Genomic DNA, 17,868 nt, shown 5'->3' with positions numbered 1-17,868 from the left:
CCCAAAAACCTCCCACCAAATTGTCAGCAACCCTCCCGCGCGGTACGGGTGCGGTACGGGCAGAGAGATGTCAGCGACAACGCCTACCGTTCGGGACGCATTCAGCGGGGCGGGCACAAGCCTGCTCGGGGGACATCTCGTGGGAGGAATATCGATGAAGGCAAGCATTCTGCGGGCAGCGGTAGGAGTCGTAGCGGTGCTGGGCGGGCTGTTGGTCGCAAGTCCTGCGCAGGCAGCCGACGGACCGGACTCCGTTCGCGTGCGCTACCCGAGTTGGACCTCCATCAGTGGCGGGGAGGCCAGTGCGACTCTCGACTTCGTCGGGGAGAAGACCGTCGTCTTTCGCAACTTCAAGGTGCGCGACATCTGTCCCGGTGACGGCCGCCCGGTGCGGGCCTACATGACGCTGTGGGAGGAGAACGCAGTCCGCAGGACTTGGGACTCCCCGAAGGCGGACATCAACGGCTGCGGCGGCGACGGCACGAACTTCGGGACTGTCACCCTCAGGACCAGCTTGACCGTGGCGCGAGCAGGCCTGACGGTGTGCGTCTACACCAACTCGGCCGGCAACCTGCGCTGTGTGTACAGCGGCGGCCGGGACAACCCGTACGTCCGCGCGCCGGGGACGGGCCGCTAGGCGGCCCGCTGTCCGAATAGTCTGACAAGCCGTTCACACGCCCCGGCGCGCTTGGTTCGGTTGCCAACGAACACCGCGAGCGCCACGATCGCGACAGCCACGCAGACGGAGCGCAGGGACCATTCCTGACCGATGTCATGGTGTGGGAGCATCCGGCATGGCCAACTTCGGTGATTTTCAGTTGCAGATCTACCTGCAGGGAATGCTGCAAGGGACCCGGCCGGAGATCACGACCGATCTGGCCCGGCTGGAGTCACAGGCCGCCGGGACGCTGTCCGCGGAGGCGATGGGTTACATCGTGCCGAGCGCGGGGAACGGGGCGACCGCGCGGGCGAACCTGGCCGCGTTCGACCGGTGGCGGTTGGTGCCGCGGATGCTGCGCGGGAGTACCGAACGCGACCTGAGTTGCACGATCCTCGGTACGGCGATGCCCGCCCCGGTGCTCGTTGCACCGATCGGTGTCCAGACGCTCGCGCACCCGGAGGGCGAGCTGGCCGTGTCGCGCGCCGCCGACACCCTCGGCATCACGTACACGCACTCGACCCAGGCCAGTCACGCGATCGAGCAGATCGAGGCGAAGAGCAAGTGGTACCAGCTGTACTACCCGACTGACCGCGACGTCTGCCTCAGCTTGCTGCAACGCGCCAAGGCCAGCGGGTACGGCGTACTGGTGGTGACCCTGGATACCGGCACGATCGGGTGGCGTCCGGCGGACCTGGATCGCGGGTTCCTCCCGTTCCTGAAGGGTGAGGGGCTCGCGAACTACTTCAGCGACCCGGCCTTCCAGTCCAAACTCGCCAAGCCGATCGAGGAGGACCCGGGCGCCGCGGTGATGCAGTGGGCGCAGATGTTCCCGAACGTCGGGCTCAGCTGGGACGACCTCGGATTCCTGCGCGACAACTGGGACGGCCCGATCGTCCTGAAGGGCATCACCGCGGTGGAGGACGCGAAGCTGGCTGCCGAGCATGGTTTCGAAGGCCTCGTGGTGTCGAACCACGGCGGTCGCCAGGTCGACGGCGCGATCGCTGCTCTGGATGCGCTTCCCGCGATCGCGGAGGCGGTCGGTGAGCAGATGACCGTGCTGTTCGATTCCGGCGTACGGACGGGCGCGGACGCGGCGAAGGCGCTCGCTTTGGGTGCCAAGGCGGTGCTGCTCGGTAGGCCGTTGCTGTACGGTCTCGCGCTGGCTGGTCAGGCCGGCGTTGAACACGTGCTGCGCTGTTTCCTCGCCGAACTCGATCTGACGCTGGCGTTGTCCGGTTACGCGAACCACCGGGAACTCAACCGCGATTCGGTAGTGCGCGCGTGAAAGCAGTCATCTTCGACCTCGACAACACCCTCTTCGACCATACGGGTTCTGCCGCGGCCGCCGTACAGGCCTGGATCCCTCAGTTGGGCGGTACGCCGTCGGACGCGTTGCTGGCTGAGTGGTTCGCGATCGAGGATCGCGTGTATCCCCGCTGGATCGCCGGCGAGCTCACCCACCAAGGCCAACGCCGAGCCCGCCTGCACGAATTCCTTCCCCTGCTCGACTATCCGGTCCCCGCGACCGAGCCCGAACAGGACGAGTTCTTCGCCGGCTACCTCGAGCTGTACAAGGCGAACTGGTCGGCCTACCCCGACGCCCGCCCCGCGCTGGAAGTTGCCCGCAGCAACGATTGGCGCGTCGGCATCCTCACCAACGGCAGCACCGTCCAGCAGAACGCCAAGCTCGAGGTGATCGGCCTGGCCGACCTGGTCGACGTCGTCTGCACCACCGAGTCCCTCGGCGTCAGCAAACCCGACCCCCAGTCCTACCTCCGAACCTGCGCCCACCTAGGCGTAACCCCCGCCGAAACCCTCATGATCGGCGACAACCTAGACCTGGACGTCCTAGGAGCCCAAGCCGCCGGCCTAACCGCCCGCCACCTCAACCGCCCCGCCGGCCACCTCCTCACCGACCTCCTACCTCGGGTATGGCAGCAGTACGACGAGCTCGCCGATGACCTCTCTCCGCGCACGGACGAGGACTGGCCAACTGACCGCGAGCTGATCGACCACGAGGTGGTCGCCACCGAGGAGGACAAATGAGCGAGAGCAACTTCGACTCGGCTGCGGAGTGGGCCGAGCACGACATGACACTGCGCGCCGACTCACCCTCCGCCCTCCGAGGACCTGCCGCGGCCGCATTCGGTCGCGATCTCGTCGAGCGAGCCAGCAACGGCGAGCCCGCGATCGACCCCCACGCGGACTCCCAGCACTGACTAACCGTCGCTGCGCCGTTGGCGCCCCCGCCTGGGGACGGGCCTCAGAGCCGCGTCGAGGGCAGTTGGTCAGTGGCGGAAGTCCGGACCGGACCCCCACGCCATCACAATTGCGCACTGCGAGTGCGGCTGAGCGGTGGGCCGCCGCGAGGTGTGCAGTTGTGATGGGCCGGCGGTCCGCCCCTAGCCGCGGGCCGGCAGGAGTTCGATGATTTCGGCGAGGCCTGCGACGGGTTGAGCTTCGTTCATGGTGATCAGGTCACCGAGTTTCAGGTGTCGCCAGTTTTCAGGCTGCAGGGGTGCCAGGCGAACGGAGGCTGTCTCTCCGGGGCCGAGGGTCGGGGTGAATTCCACCCACAGCCGCGCGACGTGCAGGTCGGGATGCCCGTCTGCGGTCCGGGCGCCGATGTCCCAGAGTGGTCTGAGTCGGCCGTCGCCTGAGAAGGGGGTCTTCCGCCGACCGACGTCCGCGGCCTCCAACGTCAGCGTCGCGCGGATGGTGCCATGCTGAGCCTCCCAGGCTCGCCATGCGCACCAACGGCTGTCGCCGTCCAGGTACATCTGCCGGGAGGCCTCGGCGAGTAGCTCCCAGAACGCGATCGGCGCTGGGTGGACGTCGCCGATCTCGATGAGCAGATCGAGTGCCATCTCCCACTCGGTGATCCGGATCTCCTCGCGGACGTCCGCGACCGTCTGGCCGTTCTCCGCCGTCGCATCCGCGGGCAGCAGATCGACGGCTTGCCGGATCAGCTTGAACGCGTCGTCCATGCCCCGAATTGTCCCTCCAATGCCCCCGCCCCTGCGTCCCCGCCGTACCAGCCCGGCCACGGTCGGATGCGCCCCTCGCCGTAACCAGCTCCGTCGTGGCGCTGAGGAGAAAATCACCGGCTGAATTTGGTGGGTTCACCCATGAGGTTGCGGGTGTTGCACCCGCATGCGGGTGGAGAACCCACAAGCTGATGGGGGAACCCATGAGATGGGGCGGCAGCCGGCTGACTGGCCTTGGGGCGCCCGGGGTTAGTTGACGGTCCAGGTGTCGGTGCCGGTGATGAGGGACTGGAGGTCGCCGGGGCCCTGGGCTTGGGTGGCGGTGGTGATTTGCTGGCGGACCAGGTCGTCGTACGCCGGGCGGTCTACCTGGCGGAAGATGCCGATGGGGGCCTGGTGGAGGACGCCGGCGTCGGTGAGGCGGGAGAGGGCGAAGGCGTAGGCCGGGTCTTCGGTGTGGGCGTCGTGGACGACCAGGTCGGACTCGCCGCCGGGGAGGTCGGCGACCTCGCGGACGGCGAGGGACGCGAAGCCGTCGCGGACCACGCCGAGGTGGCCGTCGGTGCCGAAGCGGATGGGGGAGCCGTGGACGAGCGGGATGATCGCGTCGTCGCGGGTTTCGGGGTTCTTGAAGGCGTCGAAGGCGTTGTCGTTGAAGATCGGGCAGTTCTGGTAGATCTCGACGAACGACGTGCCGCGGTGTTCGGCGGCTGCGCGCAGCACCGAGGTGAGGTGCTTGCGGTCGGAGTCGACCGTGCGGGCCACGAACGTCGCCTCGGCGCCCAGCGCCAGCGAGACCGGGTTGAACGGGGTGTCCACCGAACCCATCGGGGTCGACTTCGTCACCTTGCCGGGCTCGGAGGTGGGGGAGTACTGACCCTTCGTCAGCCCGTAGATCCGGTTGTTGAACAGCAGGATCTTCAGGTTCACGTTCCGCCGCAGCGTGTGGATCAGGTGGTTGCCACCGATCGACAGCGCGTCGCCGTCACCGGTCACCACCCAGACGCTCAGGTCGGGCCGCGCCGTCGCGAGACCGGTCGCGATCGCCGGCGCGCGCCCGTGGATCGAGTGCATGCCGTACGTCGACAGGTAGTACGGGAACCGTGACGAGCAGCCGATCCCGGACACCATCGCGACGTTCTCGCGCTTGATCCCGAGCTCCGGCAGGAACCCCTGGAAAGCAGCCAGTACGGCGTAGTCGCCGCACCCCGGACACCAGCGAACCTCCTGGTCCGACACGTACTCCTTGCGGGTCTGCGGTGCATCCGCAGCCGGCACGCCGTGTAGACCGTTCTGCAGACCGCCGGGCAGTCCCAGATCGACTGTGCTCATCGTGCACCCTCCAGGTGGTCCCAATGCGTCAGCTTCGCCGCAGCCGTCCCCAAATGCCGGGCGTCGTCGTCGATCCCCTCGGTCTCCTCGACCAGATTGCCGATCACCCCTGCGAGCTCGGCCGCGCCGAGCGGCATCCCGCTGACCTGCGCGTACGAGACGACATCGATCAGGTACTTCGCCCGCAGCAGCATCGCCAACTGCCCCAGGTTCATCTCCGGGACCAGCACCTTGTCGTAGCTGCGCAACACGTCCCCGAGGTTCGAAGGGAACGGGTTCAGATGCCGCAGATGCGCCTGCGCGATCTTCCCGCCGACAGTCCGCACCCGCCGCACACCGGCGCCGATCGGCCCGTACGTCGATCCCCAGCCGAGCACCAGCACCTTCGCCGTACCGTCCGGGTCGTCGACGTGCAGCGGCGGGATGGTCCGGGCGATACCGTCGATCTTGGCCTGCCGGGTCCGGATCATCAGGTCGTGGTTGGCCGGGTCGTAGGAGATGTTGCCGGTCTTGTCCTCCTTCTCCAGACCACCGATCCGGTGATCCAGGCCCGCCGTACCGGGGATCGCCCAGGCTCGCGCCAGCGTCTCCGGATCGCGCAGATACGGCAGGTACGTCGGCTTGCCGTCGGCGCCCGTCGCATTCGGCTCGACCGTGAAGTTGGGGTCGATCGTCGGCAGCGAGTCGACCGACGGGATCTGCCACGGCTCCGAACCGTTGGCCAGGTAACCGTCGGACAGCACGATCACCGGTGTCCGGTAGGTGACCGCGATCCGCGTCGCCTCGACCGCGATCGCGAAACAGTCCGCGGGGGACTGCGCCGCAACCACCGGCAGCGGCGCCTCGCCGTTGCGCCCGAACATCACCTGCAGCAGATCCGCCTGCTCGGTCTTGGTCGGCATCCCGGTCGACGGGCCGGCGCGCTGGATGTCGCAGACGACCAGCGGCAGCTCGAGCATCACGCCGAGACCGATCGTCTCGGACTTCAACGAAATCCCAGGCCCGGATGAGGTGGTCACCCCAAGCGCACCGCCGAAGGACGCGCCCAAAGCGGCGCCGACACCGGCGATCTCGTCCTCCGCCTGGATCGTCGTCACGTTGAACCGCTTGAGCTTGGACAGCTCGTGCAGTACGTCGGACGCCGGAGTGATCGGATATGCGCCGAGCACCATCGCCAGCCCCGCCCGCTGAGCGCCCGCCACCAGGCCGTACGCCAGCGCCAGGTTGCCGGAGATGTTGCGGTAGGTGCCGGTCGGCATCACGGCCGGCTTCACCTCGTAGCGGACCGAGAACTCCTCGGCCGTCTCACCGAAGTTGTAGCCCGCCCGGAAGGCCGCGATGTTCGCGTCCCGGATGTCGGGCTTGGAGGCGAATTTCGTTTCCAGGAATTTGATCGTCGACTCGACCGGCCGCTGGAACAGCCAGGAGACGAGACCGAGCGCGTACATGTTCTTGGCCCGGGACGCGTCCTTGCGGGACAGCCCGAACTCCTTGACCGACTCCACCGTCATGCCGGTCAGATTCAGCGCGACCACGTGATACGCCTCGAGCTCGCCGTTCTCCAGCGGGTTCTCGTCGTACCCGATCCGCTTCAGGTTCCGGGCGGTGAAGTCCGCGGTGTCGACGATCACCGTCGCGCCGCGCGGGACATCCTTGAGGTTCGCCTTGAGAGCGGCCGGGTTCATCGCGATCAGGACGTCGGGCGCGTCGCCCGGCGTCAGGATGTCGTGATCGGCGAAGTGGAGCTGGAACGACGACACTCCCGGCAGAGTCCCGGCTGGTGCCCGGATCTCGGCGGGGAAGTTGGGCAACGTCGACAGATCATTGCCGAACGATGCCGTTTCCGCTGTGAACCTGTCCCCCGTGAGCTGCATCCCGTCGCCGGAGTCGCCGGCGAAGCGGATCACCACGCGGTCGAGCTGCTTGACCTCGATGGTCACTGTTCTGTTCATCTCCAAGTCGGCACTTGGGCCGGCGCGCCGCCTTGTGAGCGGCAACCGGTCCCCCCAGGGCAGGGCGGTAACCCCAATATTAGTTCGCCCTTAGAACGGAACCACGCGAAAGCCCCGCCGGTCCACAGCCTGGGACGGGGTGTTCAAAGCTCGGGGCCTGTGCCGCAGCGGTATCACGCTGAGCAGCCGCTCGGTTGCGGAGGTGGAGCACCAGGGGGCAGGGTGTCTCCATGGTCCGTCGTCCCGTGGTCGCCCTCGCCTGTCTGCTGCTCGCCCTGACCGCCTGCGCGGCGCCGGCGGCACCCTCCAGCGGCGCACTGAGCCTGTCTGGAACCGACCGCTCCGACGGTACGGCGGACGCCGTACTGCCCGCGGCCGCCGCGGCACCGGCTCGCGCGCTCAAGATCACCGGGATCAAGACGACCAACGCGACCACCGGGGTGATCACGGTGACCGGCACGGTGACTCCGGCCCCGGCCAAGGGCACCCGGATCCGCCTGCACCAATGGATCCCGACCACGAAGAAATGGCAGGAGATCGGTCACGGTTTCCCGGTCGGGACCGGCGTGACGATCAAGGTCACCCAGCCCGGCTCGGTGCGCGACTACCGCCTGAACGTGTACGCCCAGGCGCCGTACGCCGCCTCCACCTCGAAGCCGATCACCTTCCAGCACTTCGTCTGGCGCGGACTGTTCAAGCGGGGCGTGCTGGCCTCGGGCGGCAAGGCGAACCCGCAGTTCACCGTCATCCCGCCGAGCGAGGGACCGCGGCGCTCGGAGGCCGACCTGCTCGCCGACAAGGGCGGGTATGTCTGGGGCGAGGTCGACTCGACGGGCTGCCGGCACTTCAAGAGCTGGCTCGGTAACCTGACCGACGGCACCGCGCGGCTTTCGATCCACAACGGCGCGCGGGCGAAGGCGATCGCCTCGATCCGGCAGTTGCAGGAGTCCGAGGGCAACTTCGCGGCCAAGATCGACGGCGTCACCCGGCTCCGCCTGCAGGCCACCGACGTCAAGTCCGGCTACGGCCCCTACATCTCCGTCGACTCCTACCTGCTCTGCACGAACTAAACTCAGCTCTGTGTCGGAGAGCTATGGCGTTGTCGCAGCGATCGTCGTACTCGGTCTGCTCGGGCTGATCGGGGCGTTCGCGCTGAACAAGGCGCTGACCGTCACCTACCCGACCGAGGGCAAGCTCACGACTTACGAGTCCGGTGTCGACCCGGTCGGCGAAGGCTGGGCGCAGGTCCACATCCGGTACTACCTGTTCGCCTACCTGTACGTGATCTTCGCCGTCGACGCGGTCTACCTGTTCCCATGGGCGACCGTGTTCGCGCAGCTCGGCGTCGCCACGCTGATCGAGATGTTCGTCTTCCTCGCGTTCGTCGCCGTCGGACTGCTCTACGCCTACCGCAAGGGCGTGCTCCGGTGGACGTGATTCACCGCGATGCGATCGTGGCGGACGCGCACAACGACCTGCTGATGCTGGTCGCACGTCGGCCGAAGGCGGTCTGGTCGTCGTACTTCCGGGAGCGGTGGATCCCGCAGTTGCGGGCCGGCGGGGTCGACGTCCAGGTGCTGCCGGTCTTCATCGACGACGAGTTCCGGCCCGAGGGCGCGTTGCGGGAGACGCTGCGGATGATCGAGGCCGCGCACCGGATCGCCGAAGGCAATGCGGACGAGGTCGCACTCTGTACGGCGCCTGGTGACATCGCGGCCGCGAACTCCGCCGGGAAGATCGCGCTCGTGCTGGCCCTCGAGGGCTGCCCGCAGATCGACAACGACCTGGAGCTCTTCCAGACGCTGCAGCGCCTCGGGGTCCGGATGGTGTCGTTCACCCACTTCGGCCGTAGTGCCCTTGGTGACGGTTCGGGCGAGGACGCGACTGGTGGCCGGCTGACCCACGCCGGGGTCGAAGCGGTCGGCTTGCTGGAGGAGCTCGGCGTACTGATCGATGTGTCGCACGTCGGCCGGCGCGGGGTCGAGCACATCCTCGAGCTGGCCCGGAAACCGATCGTTGCCTCGCACTCCAGTGCCTTCGCGCTCCGCGAGCACCACCGCAATCTGACCGACGAGCAGTTGCGCGCGATCGCGGCGACTGGCGGCGTGATCTGCGTCAACTTCTTCGCCGGCTTCCTCACCACTGCGGAGAAGCCGACCATCGAGCACCTGGCCGACCATCTCGAGTACGTCGTCGACGTGGCCGGCGCCGATCATGCCGGCTTCGGCAGCGACTTCGTCGCCGAGGTGATCGACGAGAAGATCCCGGCCTGCGACAAGCCGCTGATCATCCAGGGCCTCGACGCCAGCGTGTATGTACCAGGCCTCGAAGGACCGGCTGGAATGCCGCTGATCACGGACGCACTTCAGCGCCGCGGAATGCCCGAAGCGACCCTGCGCAAGGTCCTCGGCGCGAACCTGACCGGCTTGCTCTCCACCGTCGCCTGAACCGTTTCTCGTCGCTCTGCGTATTCATGGTACGAGGAGTCTCGGTTCATGGAAGGTGACAGATCGTCACCTCCGGCAAGGGTTGAAATGGTTGCTTTATCACCCTTTGTAATTGCACTAGGCAACAATTGTGAGCGTGATCGCCGTGTTCATCACGCATTGCGTCCGGACTGTCGCCAACAGGTCGATTCGCGGTTATCGTGATTACGCCGGGGTACCACGCAGGTCGAAAGTGGTGAGGCGATGATTTGGCAACTGTGGGTGGCGATCGGCCTCGTCGCGGCCGCTGTTCTCCTGTTCGCCGCGACCCGGATGCGGCACGCCCAGCACGTCTTCGACGACATCACCCAGGTCGAGCGCCCGGCGCATGCCGACGAGCTCGCACACCGCCGTACCGGACGGGTTACACCCGAGACGGGCCGGCATCGAAAGCACGGCTGACAAGCTGTGAGGCGGCTCGGCCGCCGAGGTAGGGAGCGCCCGGTCCCCACACCGGGTCCCGCCCAGCACCGCTCATGATCGGTGGCACGCACAGCGCCGATCGTGGGCGGTGCACTCTGTGTCGTGGGTCAGTCGTTCGATGGAGCAACCATCCGTGCTGGGTCACACGCTTGTTGAAGGCAACAGAGCGTCGTGAGTCATGCGCTTAATCCAGCAAGCCATCTCGCCGGGCGACCGCGGCGGCTTCGGTCCTCGATCGGACGCCCAGCTTGCCGAGGATGTTCGACACGTGCACGCTGACTGTCTTCTCGCTGATGTACAGCTCGCGGGCGAGCTGCCGGTTGGTCCTGCCCTCGGCCAGCAGCTTCAGCACCTCGGTCTCGCGGGCAGTCAGCGAACCACCGCCAAGACCCGGGCCATCGGTGCCGCCGAGCTCGGCGAGTAGTGGCTTGGCGCCCAGCGCCCGCGCTGTCTCGGCCGCCAGGAGCGCCTGCTCGTTCGCTTCGGAGACCTTGCCGGCCGCCCGAAGTGCGTCGGACAACCGTGCCCGCGACCACGCCTGCTCGTGGACATACCCGTACCCGAAGGCTTCCGTGGTCCGCCGCCACACGGCCACGTGCTCCTCGGGTGAAGGCGGATCGATCCCGGCCAGCCACCGCAACCGCTCCCACTCAGCCTCGAGGCGCGACAACCAGGCGAGCCCTTCGACGCCCAGCAACCGCCCGGGCGGCAAGCCCTTCTCAGCCGTCATCTGACCGCCCGCGACCAGCTCCGCACCGCGGGCGACCAACTCCTTCGCCGCGGACGGCTCACCGACCGCGCGGTGGCAGAGCACCTGGAGGCCGATGGCGGAGAACCGGATCCGCCCGGTGAACAACTCGGTCTGATAGATGTCCTGGGACAGGGCCGTGATGTCCGCGATCAGCTTCTCCGCGTCGGCCGGCCGATCGAGCTGCCGGTACGCGTCGACGGCCGGCTGGAGCCCGTTGATCGGCAGCAGCAGGTCCAGCTCCCACCACTTCCGCAGCGTCTCCATCTCTTCGGCGACCGCGGTGTCCCCACGGCCGCCCCGAATGTTGAACTCGATACCCCGCAAAGCAGCTGCCGACGCTGCCGGCGTACCGGAGTCGACCCGGGTGGTCTCCGTCGCCGCGTCCCACTCGCCCAGGGTGAACTGCGTCAACGCCAGCATCCGCCGGGCATCGAACCCGTACGCCGCCCACTGCCGGCCCAGCTCGGTAGCTCGCCGGCAGGTGGTGGCGAAGGTTGCCTTGGCGGCCTGCAGATCGCCCTCCTCGTACTGGATCGAGCCGAGCAGGAACCGGCTGCGCACCTCGGCCGCTGCGTCGCCGGCCAGCTCGGCCCGCACCGCGGCTTCTTCCATCTGCCGCGCCGCGGTCGCCGGATCACCGGCCCGGCGTCGAAGCTGGGCCAGCGTGATCCCGGCGTCACCAGCGGCCGATTCCTCGCCGGCCTCGCGAGCGATCTCGAGCGCTTTGTGCGCCCAGCGCTCGGCCTCCATGGACCGGCCGAGACCGGCCGAGACCCGCGCGTACAGCGTGGCGATCTGTGCCTTGAAGACGGTCGACGGCTCGTCGGCGACCAGCTTGAGCGCCTGCGTGGCCGCCTCGTTCGCCTCTTGGTCCTGATCGATGACCAAGGCGATATCGGCCAGCGGCAGCAGCAACTGGGCCCGCTGGATCTTGGGCGCGTCGGCCGGCAGATCGGCGAGCGCCTTGCGGAGCAGCTTGAGCGCCCGCAGGTGCTGCGACGACAACGTGGCCGCCATCGCGGTGTCGGCGATCAGCCAGGTCTTGTCGATCGTGTTGTCCTCGGCCGCGTTCGGGAACAGCTCCAGCGCCAGCTCGTAGTGCTTCAGCGCCTCCTGCGGCGCGGCGACCGAGATCGCCTCCTGCCCGGCTCGGACCCGCGCCTCGAATGCAGTCGCCAGATCGTGTGAGCGAGTCGCATGCCCAGCCAGCTCAGCCGCCGTACCAGCAACGGTTTGATCCTTCAGCGCCTGCACATACGCCGCGTGCTGGCGAACTCGCTCGCCTGGCAGCAGATCGTCGTACACGGCCTCGGCCAGCAGCGCGTGGCGGAAGTAGTAGCTGGCATTGCCCGGTACGTCGATGATGTGCGCGTCGATGAGCTCGCGCAGCGCGATGTCCAGCTGGCTGTCCGGCAGCCCGGCGACCGTGGTCAGCAGCGTGTGCGGAACCCGGCGGCCGGCCACCGCGATCACCCGCGCGACCTGGCGAGCCTCGTCGGACAACGGGTCGAGCCGAACCAGGAGCAGGTCGGCCAGATCAGGCGGTACGGCGGCGCTGTCGCCCATCGACGACGCCGCGACCAGCTCCTCGGTGAAGAACGCATTGCCGCCGGCCCGATCGAGGATCCGCCGTACGTCGCTCTCCGGGAGGGGCTCGGCCAGCAGGGAATCGAGCAGTGAGCGCGACTCGGTGGCGTCCAGCGGCAGCAGGTTGACCCGGCGGACACGCGGGTTGCGCGACCACTCGGCGATCGGGCGGCGGAGCGGGTGCCGCCGGTGCAGGTCGTCGCTGCGGTACGAGACCACGAGGGTGAGGCGCTGCGCGGTCAGTCGGGTGATCAGGAAACCGATCAGGTCCCGGGTGGAGTCGTCGGCCCAGTGCGCGTCCTCGACGATCACCAGCAGCGGCTCGCTGGTCGACAACGCGGTGAAGGCACCGAGGACCGCGTCGAACAGGGCGGCGCGATCCAGCGGGCCGTCCTGCGGAACGGGCTGGGCGCCGATCAGGCGGTGGGTCGGCAGCAGCCGGCCGATCGCCGGGAAGTTCGTGAGCACGCTCTCGACCAGATCCGGCCGGTCACCGGCCAGCCGGCCGAAGATCTCCGAGAACGGCAGATACGGCAGGCCGGCGTCGCCGAAGTCGGTGCAGTGCCCGACCAGTACGCCGAAGCCGCGCTCGTGGGCGCCGGTCGCCACCTCGTCCAGCAGGCGGGTCTTGCCGACGCCCGCGTCACCGGACAGCAGAACTGCACCGGCGCGACGCGTTTTGGCGTCGTCGACGGCACTGAGGAGGGCAGCCATCTCGGTCGAGCGGCCGACGAGAGGTGTCGAGGTCCAGGGCACGGTGTCCATCTTCGCCCCTGGAGCCGACACAAATCGACGGCATCCCGTCCGATGAGCGCCACCGGCAACAAAAACGCCGTCCCTGACCTGGACTATCGGGTCAGGGACGGCGATCTTCGCGCTCATGCGGCCGTGGTGAAGGAACGGCGGCGGGCGTGCCGCGGGGCGGGCTTGGCGGCCTGCTCCGGGCGGGTCCGGCGGCTCAGCTTGCGGAACTCACGCTTGGTGCGCTCCTGGCGGTAGGCAGTCTCTGCCTTGATCGTCTGCGGTGTGATGAACATGGTGTACCTCCCTTCAGGCTTTCCGGCCGAACAGGTGGGTGAGGGCCCGGCGGGCTCCGGTGCTCCGGTGCTGCCGGAAGTCACGGGCGAGGCGCTCCTGGCGGTAGGCGACCTCGGCCTTGACCGATTCGTTCGTGTACATGGGGTTCTCCTTGGTTGTTCTGCCGGCTCGGTGCCGACATCAGTAACTCTGTTCTTCTGAGGTAGCTCCGCACATCGGAACTCCTCCCTATCCCGGCTCCCTAGGGGGTCCTAGGGAGCCGGAACCGGCACCTAGGAGGTGTTCACATGACGGGGTGGGCGCGGAGTTCGGGGGCGCACGGCTCGGGCCGCTGCGTCTTCGGCTTGCGCTGGAACCAGAGCGGGCGCTGATACGAGCGCCGCAGCTTCTCCTGGCGGTACTGGACCTCGGCCCGGACCATTTCTGGCGTGTAGAAGGACATACCCAGACAGTGCTCGCCTGAGGGGGAGAGCCACATCGGCACAACTCCCTATGCCGGGCTCAGGAGGTTCCGTAGTCCAGGCTGAGCTCGAAGTAAGAGGGGTCGAGCAAGCACTCTGCGTACTCGGCGAAGCGGTCGTCGGCGGTCCAGCTGGTGCGTTCGGTATGCAGGAACCAGGAGCCGGTACGGCGTTTCAGCAGCTTGGCCTCGTCTGCGTCGAGCGCTCGGCCGCGGAGCCGTTGCTGGCAATGGTCCGGGTGGAGTCCGGCGCGCGTCAGGGTGAGGGCGATCGAGTCACTCACGAGACCGCGTTTCGGCAGCTCACGCAGGCCGTCCAGCGCCGGAATCCAGCTGCGCTCCCAGGCGATCGGCTTATTGCCGGCTACTTGCAATCGTTCGATCACTATCAGTTTTTCAGTGCGGTCGTGCCGGTGTGATGTGTGTTCGTGGGCGATGCGGATGGTGCGGAGTTCGACTTCGAGGTCGCGGTTGGTGGGGGCGTGGGTCCAGCCGAGGCGGCCGTCGAGGGGGCGGCCGTCGAAGACCACGAACGAGCCTTTGCCGATGCGGGTGCTGATCAGGCCGTCTTCGGTGAGCTGGGCCAGCGCCGCGCGGACGGTGTTGCGGCTGACCCCGAAGCGGCGCGCCAGTTCGACCTCACCGGGCAGGCGGGCCCCACGCCGTACCAGCCCGGCTTTGATCTCCCGGGCGAGCACGGCGGCGACGCGCTCGTGCTTGAGGCCCTCCGGCATTACGCAATGGCCTCCTGGTGGCGGACTGCGCGGTTACCGGTGACGAGCTGGACGACGAAGCCGAGGACCAGGGCGACCAGGACGCCGAGGTTGGCGTAGGCCCAGGCTTCGTCCTTGAGGCCGAGGCCGAACGGCTGGAGCAGATAGCCCTGCCAGCTCAGCCAGGAGGCGAACGTGTTGGTGACCAGGCCCCAACCGATGCCGGTGGCAACGAGCATGGTCAGTACGGGCACCCAGCGGATGTCGCCGTACCGGCCGATCGGGTCGTAGAGATCGCCTTCGGCGTAGTCGCGGCGGCGGGTCGCGATATCGGCCAGCATGATCCCGCACCAGGCCGCGATCGGGACGCCGAGCGTGATCAGGAAGCCCTGGAACTGGCCGAGGAACTCGCCGCCGAAGAACACCACGTAGATCGTGCCGGCGATCATCACGACACCGTCGATCAGCGCGGCGACCCAGCGCGGGGCCGGCAGGCCGATCGACAGCAGGGCCAGGCCGGACGAGTAGATGTCGAGGACGGCGCCGCCGACCAGGCCGAGTACGGCGACGATCACGAACGGGACGAGGAACCAGGTCGGCAATGCGGCAGCCAGGGCACCGATTGGATCCGCGGCGATCGCCGTACTGAGGTCTGCGGAGGAACCGGCCAGGAGGAGACCGAAGAAGATCAGTACGAGCGGCGCGATCGAACCGCCGAACGTCGTCCAGCCGACCACGCCGCGGCTCGACGATCGGCGTGGCAGGTAGCGCGAGTAGTCGGCGGCCGCGTTCACCCAGCCGAGGCCGAAGCCGGTCATCAGGAAGACGAGTGCGCCGATCACTTCCTGGGTCGAACCGCTGGGCAGCGCGGAGACGGTGCTCCAGTGGATCTTGTCTGCGACCAGGGCGATGTAGACGACGGTCAGTACGCCGGTGACCACGGTGATGATCGTCTGTGCGCGCATGATCAGGTCGAAGCCGAGGACACCGCAGACGACGATCAGTACGCCGACGACCAGGAGCGCGACGATCTTCGTCACGGTGCCGCCGCCCCAGCCGAGGCGCTCGAACACGGTCGCCGTGGCGAGGGTCGCGAGGATCGTCAGCACGGTCTCCCAGCCGACGGTCAGCAGCCAGGAGACGAGCGACGGCAGTTTGTTGCCGCGCACCCCGAAGGCCGCGCGGCTGAGCACCATCGTCGGAGCTGAACCACGTTTGCCGGCCAGTGAGATCAGACCGCAGAGCAGGAACGAGAACACGATCCCGACCGCGCCGGCCACAACCGCCTGCCAGAACGAGATGCCGAAGTCGAGCGCGAACGCGCCGTAGCTGAGGCCGAGGACCGACACGTTCGCCCCGAACCACGGCCAGAACAGCTGACTCGGCCGCCCCTTTCGGTCCGCATCGGCAATCACGTTCAGCCCATTGCTCTCGACGGAGAAGCTGCGGGACTCCACCTGCTCGGACATCGGCATCTCCTAGAGAATGAACCTGTTCAGTCCTGTTCAATCAAGGTAGTCGAGAATGAGGCGTATGCGAAGCGCAGCGGTGGACGGATTCGAGCTCGAGTACGACCGGTCCGGCGAAGGGCCGGCGGTGGTGTTGCTGCACGGCTGGCCGGGCGACCGCACCGACTACCGGGTGCTCGCGCCGATGCTGGTCGAGCGTGGGTGCGAGGTCGTCGTACCGGATCTGCGTGGTTTCGGTGCGTCTTATGTGGCCGCCATCGATCCCACGCGTCTGGACTCACCGGCTGCTGTCGATCCGGCGGAGTACGGCGCGGCCGGGCAGGCGCGGAGTGTGATCGGGCTGATCGAGGAGTTGGGGCTGGATCGGCCGGTGCTCGCGGGATACGACGTGGGGAGTCGGGTTGCGCAGGCGATTGCTCGTAGTCGGCCGGAACTGATTGACGGGTTGGTTGTTGCACCGCCGTTGCCGGGGATCGGGAAGCGGTTCTTCTCCGAGCAGGCGCAGCGGGAGTTCTGGTATCAGTCGTTCCACCGGCTGCCCCTCATCGAGGAGCTGATCGACGGCAAGCCGGACGCGGTCCGGTCGTACCTGAACCACTTCTGGCAGCACTGGTCCGGGCCGGGATTCGTGCCCGACCTCGAGCACCTCGTCGAGGTGTACTCGGTCCCGGGCGCGTTCACCGCCTCGCTGAACTGGTACCGCGGTGGCTCCGGAGCGGTCGCGATGTCCGCAGCCGAGACGGCGCCCGCGTCGTACGAGCGGATCAATGTGCCGACGGTCGTGCTGTGGCCGGAGTTCGACCCGCTGTTCCCGCGGGCGTGGTCGGACCGGCTCGACGACTTCTTCAGCGACGTCAGGCTGCGGACCGTCGACGGCGTCGGACACTACGCGCCGCTGGAGTACCCGGAAATCCTCGCCGAGGAGATCGCGGGACTAGGCTGAGCTCATGTCCCAGACCGACCTGCCGCTACCGGCCGTGCGCCCCGCCGTGGGTGCGCTGGCCAAGCTCGCGCCCACCCCGGTCCGGTACCTGCTGAACTGGGGCCGGAAGTACTCCCTGTGGGTGTTCAACTTCGGCCTGGCCTGCTGCGCGATCGAGTTCATCGCGGCGTCGATGGGACGGCACGACTTCATCCGGCTCGGCGTCATTCCGTTCGCGCCGGGCCCGCGGCAGGCGGACCTGATGGTCGTGTCCGGCACGGTCACCGACAAGATGGCGCCGGCCATCAAGCGGCTCTACGACCAGATGCCGGAGCCGAAGTACGTGATCTCGTTCGGCTCCTGCTCGAACTCCGGCGGCCCGTACTGGGACTCGTACTGCGTGACCAAGGGCGTCGACCAGATCATCCCGGTCGACGTCTACGTGCCCGGCTGCCCGCCGCGGCCGGAGGCGCTGCTGCAGGGCATCCTCAAACTGCAGGAGAAGATCGCCGGCGAGAAGCTCGCCGACCGGTACGACGAACCGTCCGCCGCCGCGCTCACCCGCGACCTGGTGCCGCCGCAATGAGCGATGCGTTGGACGCGCTCACCGCCGCCGGCATCGAGGCAGTGGCCGCGGACAGCTTCGGTCCCGCGACGATCGACGTACCGGCTGCTGCCTGGGTCGCCGCGCACGAGGTGCTGCGGGACGGAGTCGGGTTCACCTTCTTCGACTTCCTGTCCGCCTCCGACGAGCTGACCGACGGCTTCCGGATCGTGACGCACCTGGCCGACTTCTGGGGCGGTGCGCACGTCGACCACGTCCTCGTCCGCACGCTGATCCCACGCGACAACCCGCAGCTCGCCACCCTCTCCGACCTGTACGCCGGCGCGAACTGGCACGAGCGCGAGACCCACGAGATGTTCGGCATCACCTTCGACGGTCACCCGAACCTCGTTCCGCTCCTGCTCCCCGACGGCTTCGAAGGCAACCCGCTCCGCAAGGAGTTCATCCTCGCTGCCCGGGTCGCCAAACCCTGGCCCGGCGCCAAAGAACCCGGCGAGTCCGACCACGCCCCCGCCGGCGCCC

General features: G+C 67.9%; 20 protein-coding genes. 11 read left to right on the top strand and 9 right to left on the bottom strand.

Annotated elements, in window-relative coordinates; all coding sequences use genetic code 11:
• Nucleotides 1–154 precede the first annotated feature (154 nt).
• From E1261_RS31605 to E1261_RS45520, 4 genes are all read left to right on the top strand, one after another.
• Complete coding sequence (locus tag E1261_RS31605) at nucleotides 155–637, top strand: hypothetical protein (protein ID WP_132413032.1); 483 nt, start codon at nucleotides 155–157, stop codon at nucleotides 635–637.
• A gap of 157 nt (nucleotides 638–794) precedes the next feature.
• The gene (locus E1261_RS31600) at nucleotides 795–1,946 is read left to right on the top strand and encodes an alpha-hydroxy-acid oxidizing protein (RefSeq protein ID WP_132413031.1); all 1,152 of its coding nucleotides are present in this window, start codon (nucleotides 795–797) and stop codon (nucleotides 1,944–1,946) included.
• A complete protein-coding gene (locus tag E1261_RS31595) occupies nucleotides 1,943–2,707 on the top strand; it encodes an HAD family hydrolase (protein WP_132413029.1) in 765 nt (254 codons plus the stop codon). The genes E1261_RS31600 and E1261_RS31595 overlap by 4 nt, the downstream gene beginning before the upstream one ends.
• Nucleotides 2,704–2,880: a hypothetical protein gene (locus E1261_RS45520; RefSeq protein WP_165952718.1), complete on the top strand. Its 177-nt coding sequence runs from the start codon at nucleotides 2,704–2,706 to the stop codon at nucleotides 2,878–2,880. The genes E1261_RS31595 and E1261_RS45520 overlap by 4 nt, the downstream gene beginning before the upstream one ends.
• Nucleotides 2,881–3,063: 183 nt before the next feature.
• Here E1261_RS45520 and E1261_RS31590 read toward each other — a convergent pair whose 3' ends face one another.
• The 3 genes from E1261_RS31590 to E1261_RS31580 form a co-directional block, all read right to left on the bottom strand.
• Entirely contained in the window at nucleotides 3,064–3,648 is a 585-nt protein-coding gene (locus E1261_RS31590; RefSeq protein WP_202875186.1) for a hypothetical protein, read from the bottom strand.
• Nucleotides 3,649–3,897: 249 nt separating this feature from the next.
• Entirely contained in the window at nucleotides 3,898–4,980 is a 1,083-nt protein-coding gene (locus E1261_RS31585; protein WP_132413027.1) for a 2-oxoacid:ferredoxin oxidoreductase subunit beta, read from the bottom strand.
• The gene (locus tag E1261_RS31580; RefSeq protein WP_238176551.1) at nucleotides 4,977–6,932 is read right to left on the bottom strand and encodes a 2-oxoacid:acceptor oxidoreductase subunit alpha; all 1,956 of its coding nucleotides are present in this window, start codon (nucleotides 6,930–6,932) and stop codon (nucleotides 4,977–4,979) included. The genes E1261_RS31585 and E1261_RS31580 overlap by 4 nt, the downstream gene beginning before the upstream one ends.
• 230 nt (nucleotides 6,933–7,162) lie before the next feature.
• Between E1261_RS31580 and E1261_RS31575 the strand changes: the two genes are divergently transcribed.
• The 4 genes from E1261_RS31575 to E1261_RS31560 all read left to right on the top strand — a co-directional run bounded on the left by E1261_RS31575 (nucleotide 7,163) and on the right by E1261_RS31560 (nucleotide 9,820).
• Nucleotides 7,163–8,002: a hypothetical protein gene (locus E1261_RS31575; protein ID WP_132413025.1), complete on the top strand. Its 840-nt coding sequence runs from the start codon at nucleotides 7,163–7,165 to the stop codon at nucleotides 8,000–8,002.
• Nucleotides 8,003–8,012: 10 nt separating this feature from the next.
• Nucleotides 8,013–8,369 (top strand): NADH-quinone oxidoreductase subunit A, encoded by a 357-nt coding sequence (locus tag E1261_RS46090; RefSeq protein WP_132413023.1) that lies wholly within the window; start codon nucleotides 8,013–8,015, stop codon nucleotides 8,367–8,369.
• A complete protein-coding gene (locus E1261_RS31565; protein WP_202875184.1) occupies nucleotides 8,360–9,379 on the top strand; it encodes a dipeptidase in 1,020 nt (339 codons plus the stop codon). Before E1261_RS46090 ends, E1261_RS31565 begins: the two co-directional genes overlap by 10 nt.
• A 243-nt stretch (nucleotides 9,380–9,622) precedes the next feature.
• Nucleotides 9,623–9,820 (top strand): hypothetical protein, encoded by a 198-nt coding sequence (locus tag E1261_RS31560; protein ID WP_132413019.1) that lies wholly within the window; start codon nucleotides 9,623–9,625, stop codon nucleotides 9,818–9,820.
• Between the two features lie 205 nt (nucleotides 9,821–10,025).
• Here E1261_RS31560 and E1261_RS46945 read toward each other — a convergent pair whose 3' ends face one another.
• From E1261_RS46945 to E1261_RS31545, 6 genes are all read right to left on the bottom strand, one after another.
• A complete protein-coding gene (locus E1261_RS46945; RefSeq protein WP_132413017.1) occupies nucleotides 10,026–12,944 on the bottom strand; it encodes a helix-turn-helix transcriptional regulator in 2,919 nt (972 codons plus the stop codon).
• Nucleotides 12,945–13,057: 113 nt separating this feature from the next.
• Nucleotides 13,058–13,216, bottom strand: coding sequence for a hypothetical protein (locus E1261_RS45515; protein WP_165952717.1), 159 nt, complete (start codon nucleotides 13,214–13,216; stop codon nucleotides 13,058–13,060).
• Between the two features lie 13 nt (nucleotides 13,217–13,229).
• Entirely contained in the window at nucleotides 13,230–13,358 is a 129-nt protein-coding gene (locus tag E1261_RS46940) for a hypothetical protein (protein WP_272948621.1), read from the bottom strand.
• Nucleotides 13,359–13,500: 142 nt separating this feature from the next.
• Nucleotides 13,501–13,659: a hypothetical protein gene (locus tag E1261_RS45510; RefSeq protein WP_165952716.1), complete on the bottom strand. Its 159-nt coding sequence runs from the start codon at nucleotides 13,657–13,659 to the stop codon at nucleotides 13,501–13,503.
• Between the two features lie 59 nt (nucleotides 13,660–13,718).
• A complete protein-coding gene (locus E1261_RS31550; RefSeq protein WP_132413015.1) occupies nucleotides 13,719–14,411 on the bottom strand; it encodes a GntR family transcriptional regulator in 693 nt (230 codons plus the stop codon).
• Nucleotides 14,411–15,859 (bottom strand): purine-cytosine permease family protein, encoded by a 1,449-nt coding sequence (locus tag E1261_RS31545; RefSeq protein WP_132413013.1) that lies wholly within the window; start codon nucleotides 15,857–15,859, stop codon nucleotides 14,411–14,413. Before E1261_RS31545 ends, E1261_RS31550 begins: the two co-directional genes overlap by 1 nt.
• 64 nt (nucleotides 15,860–15,923) lie before the next feature.
• Here E1261_RS31545 and E1261_RS31540 point away from each other — a divergent pair, with 64 nt between their 5' ends.
• The 3 genes from E1261_RS31540 to E1261_RS31530 all read left to right on the top strand — a co-directional run.
• Nucleotides 15,924–16,802 carry an alpha/beta fold hydrolase gene (locus E1261_RS31540; protein WP_132413011.1) on the top strand — a complete coding sequence of 293 codons (879 nt, stop codon included), beginning with the start codon at nucleotides 15,924–15,926 and terminating at the stop codon, nucleotides 16,800–16,802.
• Nucleotides 16,803–16,806: 4 nt separating this feature from the next.
• Nucleotides 16,807–17,367 (top strand): NADH-quinone oxidoreductase subunit B, encoded by a 561-nt coding sequence (locus E1261_RS31535; RefSeq protein ID WP_132413009.1) that lies wholly within the window; start codon nucleotides 16,807–16,809, stop codon nucleotides 17,365–17,367.
• The coding region (locus E1261_RS31530) for an NADH-quinone oxidoreductase subunit C (protein WP_132413007.1) at nucleotides 17,364–17,868 on the top strand (505 nt) is incomplete at its 3' end. The genes E1261_RS31535 and E1261_RS31530, both read left to right, overlap by 4 nt.

Origin of the sequence: Kribbella albertanoniae (assembly GCF_004348455.1) — a bacterium.
GTDB lineage: Bacteria > Actinomycetota > Actinomycetes > Propionibacteriales > Kribbellaceae > Kribbella > Kribbella albertanoniae.
This window is presented reverse-complemented; position numbering and strand designations above follow the sequence as displayed.